Source organism: Chloroflexota bacterium (assembly GCA_016197225.1).
Taxonomy (GTDB): domain Bacteria; phylum Chloroflexota; class Anaerolineae; order Anaerolineales; family VGOW01; genus VGOW01.
The window spans coordinates 22,704-30,422 of sequence record JACPWC010000062.1; the positions used below are offsets into that span (position 1 = coordinate 22,704).

The following is a 7,719-nucleotide window of genomic DNA, read 5'->3' on the forward strand; positions in this document are numbered from 1 at the left end:
TTTTAAGGACGAGAAGCCATTCGCGTAAATTAGCGAAATTCGCGGCAAAGAAATGTCAAAGCTCGACGAAATAAGCCTGGGCCGCCATGTCGAGCAATTCTTTCGACATCTCCGGGTCGCCGCCCACGTAAGATGAAATGTCCAGAATCTGGTCGCACAGGTCGCGAGGATGCACGGCCCGCAGTTTGCGGTTGCGCTTGATATACCACTCCTGCAAAAGATAAGCCAGCCCCTGCTGAGAAAACCTGACCTTCTTGGCCTCGGCCACTCGGCGGAAAATCTCGGCAAACTCTTCGTAGCTGGGATCGCCGATCTCAACCTTGTGGCGCAGGCGGCGCAGAAAAGCCTCGTCCACCAGATCCTTCGGCGGCAGGTTGGTGGAGAACACCACCAGCACGTCGAACGGCACATCCAGCTTGCGACCCGTGTGCAGGGTGAGATAGTCAATCCGGTTCTCAAGCGGCACAATCCAGCGATTAAGCAAGTCGCGCGGGCGCACTTGTTGGCGGCCAAAATCGTCAATCAGGAACATACCGCCGTTGGCCTTCACCTGAAACGGCGCTTCGTAAAACTTGTTCACATCGTCGAACACCAAATCCAACCCGGCCAGGGTTAACTCGCCGCCGACGACGATGAAAGGCCGCTTGATCTTCACCCAGCGCGGGTCCAGCTTGCCCACGCGCTGCGTGTCCGTCGGATCGTCCTTGGCCCGTTCGTGATTCACGCTGTCGTACAGCTTGACCGTTTGCCCTTCGATGTCGAGAGCGTAAGGGATAAACATATCTTCCGACAAGATCAGGTTGCCAATGGCGCGGGCGACGGTGGTCTTGCCATTGCCGGGCGGGCCGTACATGAACATGGACGTGCCGGAGTTGATGGCCGGGCCGATGCGATTGTAAATCTTGTCCGAGAGCACCATCGTCGAAAGCAGTTGGCGCAAGTTGCGCTGATGTACGGTGGGGCGGCCCATCGCCTGCTTGCGAATGGCGTCGTTGTAAACCGCAATCGGCACCGGCGCCGGCCCGGCATACTGGCTCCGCTCCAGCGCCTCGCGGGCGCGGGTGATGCCGGCCCCGGTGATGGCATACTGATATGAGCCTTCGCCAAACCCGGTGCCCGGCGAACTGGTTTGCACTTCCACAAACTTGTCGCGCTTGAGCGTCGTCAGCAGGCTGTCTATCACTCCAGCAAAAGGCAGACAAATGCGCTCGGCCACCTGAAAACCGGAGAGAAAACCGCCGAAGTACAGAATTTTCAGAATCAGGTTTTGCAGTTCCAGCGGATTGAGGCCGGTGTCTTCAATTTTGGTGATCGGCGGCGGAATGAAACGCGGGGCCGCATTGGCAATGACTCCGGTGGTTCCACGCGGCGTCACAAGCGGTGAGGTCGCCGTTCGCGGGGGCGCGCTGGCGGGGCGTTGTGGAGATGCAGGCGGGCGATTAACCATTATCGTTATTGCCTCCAGGCAATTAAACTGGCGCGATTATAGCACGCGCGATTCATAGCGGGTAGCGAGCATGATATGATCGCCATAGTCCTTTATGCTCATTTTTCTTGCCCTTCTGATTCTCGGCTTTGGTTTGCGGGTGGCCCCCCTCACCCAAAACCGCTTTCACCCCGACGAAGCTCTGTACGCCACCTTCGCCCGTCTTATCGTCTCGGGCCGCGACCCTCTGCTCTCCACCGTCGTCGTGGACAAGCCGCCTCTGCCCTTCTACCTCACCGCCGCCAGCATGGCCCTCGTCGGCCCCACCGAATTCGGCGCTCGCCTGCCATTCCTGCTCGCCGGCGTCCTCAGCATCGCCCTGCTTTACCAACTGGGCCGCGCCCTCTATGGCCGCCTCGCCGGAAGCCTGGCCGCGCTTGTTCTTGCGCTCTCGCCCATGGCGATTCTCTTCGCCATCACCCTCTTCACCGACACACTACTGGTCACCTTCTTGTTGTGGTCAATGCTCATGGCAACCCGGCAAAAATGGACCTGGGCCGGCCTCGCCTTCGGCCTGGCCTTTGCCTGCAAACAAACCGCCCTCTTTTTTTTGCCGCTCATCATCGTCATCGGCCTCACCCAACTTCTTGCAAATCGCCCCACCGCCCTCCGGCTCCCCCGCTTCCTGGCGCAATTTGCACTACCCATCATCTTCTGCGCCGCCATTATCTTTCTCTGGGATTACATTCGCCACGCGCCGATCTCATTTTGGACTCAGGGCTACGCCGACAACAACCCTGGGCGGCTGGTGCGCTCGAATGAAATCTGGCCGCGACTCGCCGGCTGGCTCGACCTTCTACAACATCTCAGTGGCACCCGCCTCGCCGACCTCACCTTGATTCTAGGCCTGCCCCTGTTGCTCCTCACCCGCCGCCGCTCTCTTGCCGCCGTCTACGACTTCACCCTCACCGCCTTCACTCTCACCTTTCTGGCCGGCTACTGGCTCCTGGCCTTCAACGTCTGGGATCGATACTTGTTGGCGCTCACGCCGGTAATTGCTTTGCTGTTAGGCCGCGTGCTTGACCGCCTAGCGTATTTCGTATTTCGGGGTCTCCCGACTTTAACGGGAAATGGGATGCAGATTCACGCAGATGAACGCAGATTTTTCTTTTTTATCCGCGAAAATCAGCGTTCACCAGCGTCCAAAATGTCTTTTCACTCTCAAGCTGGGAGACCCGTATTTCGTATTCCGTTACGCAATACGAAATACGCAATACACCTCATCCTCCTGCTGTCATCCTTCATCCTTCTGCCGTCTGCTTTAGTTGCCGCCCGCTCCGGCTTCTCCATCGGCGGCGACCACGGCGCGTACGACGGCATTGACGAGATCGCCGACACTCTGCGTCAGGTTCCGCCCGGCTCAGTGTTGTACGATCACTGGCTGAGTTGGGAGTTGGGCTTCTATCTTTTCGACGGCCCAACCTACATGGTGTGGATGCCCGGCCCGGAATCGCTGGCCGACGACCTGCGAGCATTTGGCGCAACGTCGCCGCGCTACATCGTCTCGCCCTCATGGGAGTCTTTTGCCAAGACCAAAGCCGCCATCGAAGCCGCCGGCTTCACCGTCGAACCCATTCAAACGACACATCGCCGTGACGGCTCGCTCTCCTTCACTCTCTACCAACTCAAACCGACGACCACTAACCACCGACCACTGTTCACTATTCCCTGATTATCCCGTGCGCCGCTACCTCCCTCTCCTCACCCTCGCCGCCCTCGTCCTGCTCTTCCTCCGCCAGGCCGCTTTCACCAACCTGATCTTCGCCCGCGGCGACACCCTGCTCTACTTTTATCCCTACTGGGACTATCGCGCTCAGAGTCTTCTGGCGGGCCGCCTGCCGCTGTGGAACCCTTTTCTCTTCATGGGCGTGCCATTCCTCGCCAACTCGCAGGCGGGCGTGTTCTACCCGCTCAACTGGCCGCTCATGTTTTTCTCCGCGCCGGTTGCGTTGAAGATCAGCATCGTCGTCCACCTCATCATCGCCGCCTGGGGCGCGTACACCCTCGCCCGCAAAGTCTTTGAACTGGAGTCTTTCCCGGCCACTTTCGCCGCCGCCGTTTTCGCCCTCGGCGGCTACCTGCTTGCCCAGATCGAACACGTCAACCAACTCCAGGGCCTGGCCTGGTTACCTTTAGCTTTACTGTTCACTTACAAAGTCACACAGCCCGGCAAGCCAGCCACCTTGTCACCCCTTCACCTTGTCATCCTGTCACTTCTCATCGCCCTCCAACTCACCGCCGGCCACACTCAAACCGCCTTCATTACCCTTGTTGCTTGCGGGCTTGTCGCCCTTCAATGCACAATTCTCAATGCGCAATTCTCAATGAAGAAGTCAATATTGAGCATTGTGAATTGGGCATTGGGCATTGCTCTTGCTTTTGGCCTTGCGGCCATCCAACTCTTCCCCACTTTCGAACTCTCCCGTCTCTCGCTTCGCGGCGGCGGCCTGCCCCTCAACGAAGCCGTCTCCTTCTCCCTCAACCCGCTCCTGCTGGGCCGCGCCCTGCTCCCTGGCTACAGCCGCATTCTCTTCTCCGAGTTTGTCGGCTATGTCGGCGTCATCCCACTATTTCTCGCCGCCTTTGCCCTCACAGACTTGCGTCGCAATCGGAACGTCCAACTCGCCGCTGTGCTTGCCGGCGTCGGCCTCTTCTTCGCCATTGGCGGATACAACCCCTTCTATTTGTTGCTCGCTAAATTCGTCCCCGGTTTCAACCTCTTTCGCGTCCCGGCCCGTTGGCTTGTCCTCGGGACACTTGGCTCGGCTATCCTGGCCGGTTACGGCCTTCAAGCAATCAGCAATCAAAAATCAAAAATCAAAAATTGGGCGCTTATCTCCCTTTCCCCCCTTCTCCTCATCTCCCTTTCTTTCCTCTCTGCCAACCTCACCCCTCCCGGCGAACTCGGCCCCATCGGCCTCCCCGCCCCGCTCGACCTTGCCCTCTGGCTCGCGCCCCTCGCCTTGTCGTTTGTCGTTTCACGTTTTACTCAGCACGCAATACGGAATACGCAATACGCAATATCGCTCCTCGCAATCGTCGAACTTCTCATCGCCTCAACATCTCTCCCCCTCAACCACCTCACCACCCCCGACGCCTACGCCAGCATCCGCCCGGCCATGACGCAGTTGTTAGCCGCTAAAACAGAGACGGTTCCCCTAGCACGTTTCCTCTCGCTCTCCGCGCTCGAGTTCGACCCCGGCGACCTCGCCGAGCTTCACAGCGAATGGGATTCGCAACTGCCGCCGGAGGACGTGTACGACGCCATCATTGCCACCAAACACAAAGAAGTGCTCTCGCCCAACCTGCCCCTCACCTGGCAAGTTCCGGCGGTGGACGGCTACGACGGCGGCATCTTGCCCTTGCGCCAGTACGCCGAGTTCGCCGCCAACTTCGGCCCGGTGCCCGCTCAAACCGATGGCCGCCTGCGCCAACTGCTCACCGCCGTGCCGCCCAACTGGCTCCTCAACCTCACCAACACCCGCTGGATCATCACCGACAAAACCGGCGACGCCTGGGTGGACAACATCTTCTACGATTTGCAGTCCACCTTCACCGTCACGCCTGACGAACCGCTCACCCTCGGCCACATCCCCAACTTTCAAGCGACCGCTCTTGGACTCGTATTAACCCCTGACTCGGTCGGCGGCACTGCTCACATCACTTTTGACGACGGTTCAACCGCCAATTTACTAATAACCAATAACCAAAACCAACCCGCCCTTCGCCTCCCCTTCGACCGCCCTTCAAGAGTGACCGCCCTCACCCTCACCAGTGACTCCTCACTCACCGTGCGCGGCGCAAGCCTGATTGACGAACGCGCCGACGCCTTTCAATCGCTCACCCTCGGCCCTTACCGCCTCGCCCACTCCGGCGACGTGAAGATTTACGAAAACCTGAATGTCCTGCCTCGCGCCTTCATCGTCTCCAACCTTTGTAAGGGCGAAACATGTTTCGCCCCTGCGCTTGCAGGCACTGCCTCCGTCCTTAAATACGAAGCCGAGCATGTGGTCGTCCAAACAACGACCGACACGCCCGGCCAACTTATTCTCACAGATACAGATTACCCCGGCTGGCTCGCCACGGTGGACGGCCAGCCCGCCGAAATCACCAAAGCCTACGGCCTCTTCCGCGCCGTCGCCATCCCCGCCGGCGCGCACACCATCGCCTTCCACTTCCAGCCGACGAGCCTGAAAGTTGGCGCAATCATCACCATTGCCGGCCTGCTAGTGTTGACCGGCCTTCTTCTCTACTCGTCAAACGACAAACGTCAAACGACACTTCACGTTTGACGTTTGAAGTTTCATACAATACTCTTCCTCAAATCCTTCACATTCATCTGCAACTTCGTCTCGCCCTGCCACTCGTTCAACTCCAGCGCATAAACCACGTCCACCCGGTTTGGCATGTTCTTTAGCCAGTGCGCCTGCCTGAAGGCGACGCCCTCAACCTTGCTTGTGCCGTCCGAAAGATAAAGCTTGAGGTGAGAGCCGTCGGCGCCAATAGCTTTCGGATATTTCACCTCCAAATCGTGCGCCGAAAACAGCGGCGCCGGGTTGCCGTAACCACACGGCTCCAACTGCCGCAAGGCTAAGGCCAGTTCCAAAGACAACTCGCCCGGCTGAACATTCATGTCCACTCTGAGCGCCGGGCGCAAATCTACGTTCGCCAGCTTGTCGGCGGCGTATTGCCGCAAACGTTCGGCCAGCCCGGCCACGTTCTCGTTCGCCAGGGTGAAGCCCGCCGCCGCCGCATGCCCGCCGTGCCGGATGAGCAGGTCACGGCACGAGTCCAGCGCTTCGGTGATGTGAAATTCTTTGATGCTTCGCGCCGAGCCTTTGGTGTCCTTGTCGCCAATCCGCGCCACCGCCGCCGGGCGGTAAAACTCCTCGGTCAGCCGCGCCGCCGCCAGCCCAACCACGCCTTCGTTGTAACTCTCGTGCGCCGCAAACAAAAACGGCGCTTCGGGATCGTCGGCCAGCGCAATTTCCCGCGCATGGGCCGTGATCTGCTTCGTCTGGTCTTGCCGATCGCGGTTCTGCTGGTTCAACTGCGACGCCAATTGATTGGCTTTGAACACATCCGTCGCCGTCAACAAGTCATAAGCCGCCAGCGCCGACTCCAGCCGCCCGGCCGCATTCAGCCTCGGGCCGAGCACAAAGCCAATAGTCCCGGCGTCCGCCGCCCCGGCTTTGACGCCGGCCAATTGCATGAGCGACTTCACGCCCTCGCGCCTGGCCTTGTTCAACACTTTAAGTCCGTTTCGCACCAGTGTCCGGTTCTCGCCCGTCAGTGGCGCAAGGTCGGCCACCGTGCCCAGCGCCACCAAATCCAGCACGTCACTGCCGTTGATGGGTTGTGGGTTGCGCCGCCGCACCAGCGCCTGAGCCATCTTGTAAGCCAGCCCGACTCCGGCCAGAAATTTTTCTTCGTAGTTGTCGCCTTCGCGCTTGGGGTTGATAACGGCCAGGGCCGCAGGCAACGCTTCGCCGACGTGGTGATGATCGCTGATGATCAGATCAAGGCCGATCCGCTTCGCATGATCCGCCTCCGCCGCCGACCGGATTCCACAGTCAACCGTCACTACCAGTTTGACTCCTTCGCCCTTCAACTTGTCGAGCGCGTCGTTGTTCAGCCCGTAGCCTTCGTCGAATCGGTTGGGGATGTAAGGTCGCGCGTCTGCGCCGAGGGTGACTAACACCTGCACCAACAATGCGGTGGCGGTCACACCGTCGGTGTCGTAGTCGCCATAAACGGCAACCGGCTCATGGTTGCCGATGGCCGACTCAATGCGCTCCACCGCCAGGCTCATGTCAGTGATGCGGAACGGGTCATCGTCGGCAGGCGGTTTGGCGTTGAGGAAGGAGTCGGCTTTTGCCGCAGTGTAGTTGTCGCGGTTGAACAGCAGTTGGCGTAGAACGGGGTGATAGCTGGTGAGTGCGGCTTCGACTTCAGGCGAGAGGGCGGGCGCGGTGAGCCAGCGTTTGGCCGGCCTGGCAGGTTGAGTCATAGGCTGGATTATAACCGACCCCCGAATCAAAACGGGCCTCTAAAAGAGGCCCGCCATGACTTCTGAATTCTTATTTCTAAACTACGCCCAGCCCTGGTTCTTGACGAAGTCGGTGATGACTCGTTTCGAAATGAATCCGGCTCGAAGTAGCATGAGAACGAAAAAATTAAGCCTTTCTGGGGCTGCTAGATCTTTCACTGGTGAGATATTGTCGCTGTCAAAC

4 protein-coding genes are annotated in these 7,719 nt (G+C 59.2%); 2 read left to right on the top strand and 2 right to left on the bottom strand.

From position 1 onward, the window contains the following. Positions 1-55: 55 nt before the first annotated feature. Positions 56-1,447 carry an ATP-binding protein gene (locus HYZ49_11260; protein ID MBI3242861.1) on the bottom strand — a complete coding sequence of 464 codons (1,392 nt, stop codon included), beginning with the start codon at positions 1,445-1,447 and terminating at the stop codon, positions 56-58. Positions 1,448-1,541: 94 nt separating this feature from the next. On the opposite strand from HYZ49_11260, the gene HYZ49_11265 reads away from it, so the two are divergent. Both HYZ49_11265 and HYZ49_11270 read left to right on the top strand, forming a co-directional pair. Next, positions 1,542-3,158 (top strand): glycosyltransferase family 39 protein, encoded by a 1,617-nt coding sequence (locus tag HYZ49_11265; GenBank protein ID MBI3242862.1) that lies wholly within the window; start codon positions 1,542-1,544, stop codon positions 3,156-3,158. Between the two features lie 7 nt (positions 3,159-3,165). Next, positions 3,166-5,778, top strand: a complete 2,613-nt coding sequence (locus tag HYZ49_11270) for a YfhO family protein (GenBank protein ID MBI3242863.1) — start codon at positions 3,166-3,168, stop codon at positions 5,776-5,778. A gap of 11 nt (positions 5,779-5,789) precedes the next feature. Here the strand turns inward: HYZ49_11270 and recJ are convergent, their stop codons facing one another. Beyond that, a complete protein-coding gene (gene recJ, locus HYZ49_11275) occupies positions 5,790-7,496 on the bottom strand; it encodes a single-stranded-DNA-specific exonuclease RecJ (GenBank protein ID MBI3242864.1) in 1,707 nt (568 codons plus the stop codon). Positions 7,497-7,719: the final 223 nt, after the last annotated feature.

What these genes read in the sequence shown, in the direction of transcription:
- HYZ49_11260 (MBI3242861.1), bottom strand. Translation starts at nt 1,447, where the DNA reads ATGGTTAATCGCCCGCCTGCATCTCCACAACGCCCCGCCAGCGCGCCC.
- HYZ49_11265 (MBI3242862.1), top strand. Translation starts at nt 1,542, where the DNA reads ATGCTCATTTTTCTTGCCCTTCTGATTCTCGGCTTTGGTTTGCGGGTG.
- recJ (MBI3242864.1), bottom strand. Translation starts at nt 7,496, where the DNA reads ATGACTCAACCTGCCAGGCCGGCCAAACGCTGGCTCACCGCGCCCGCC.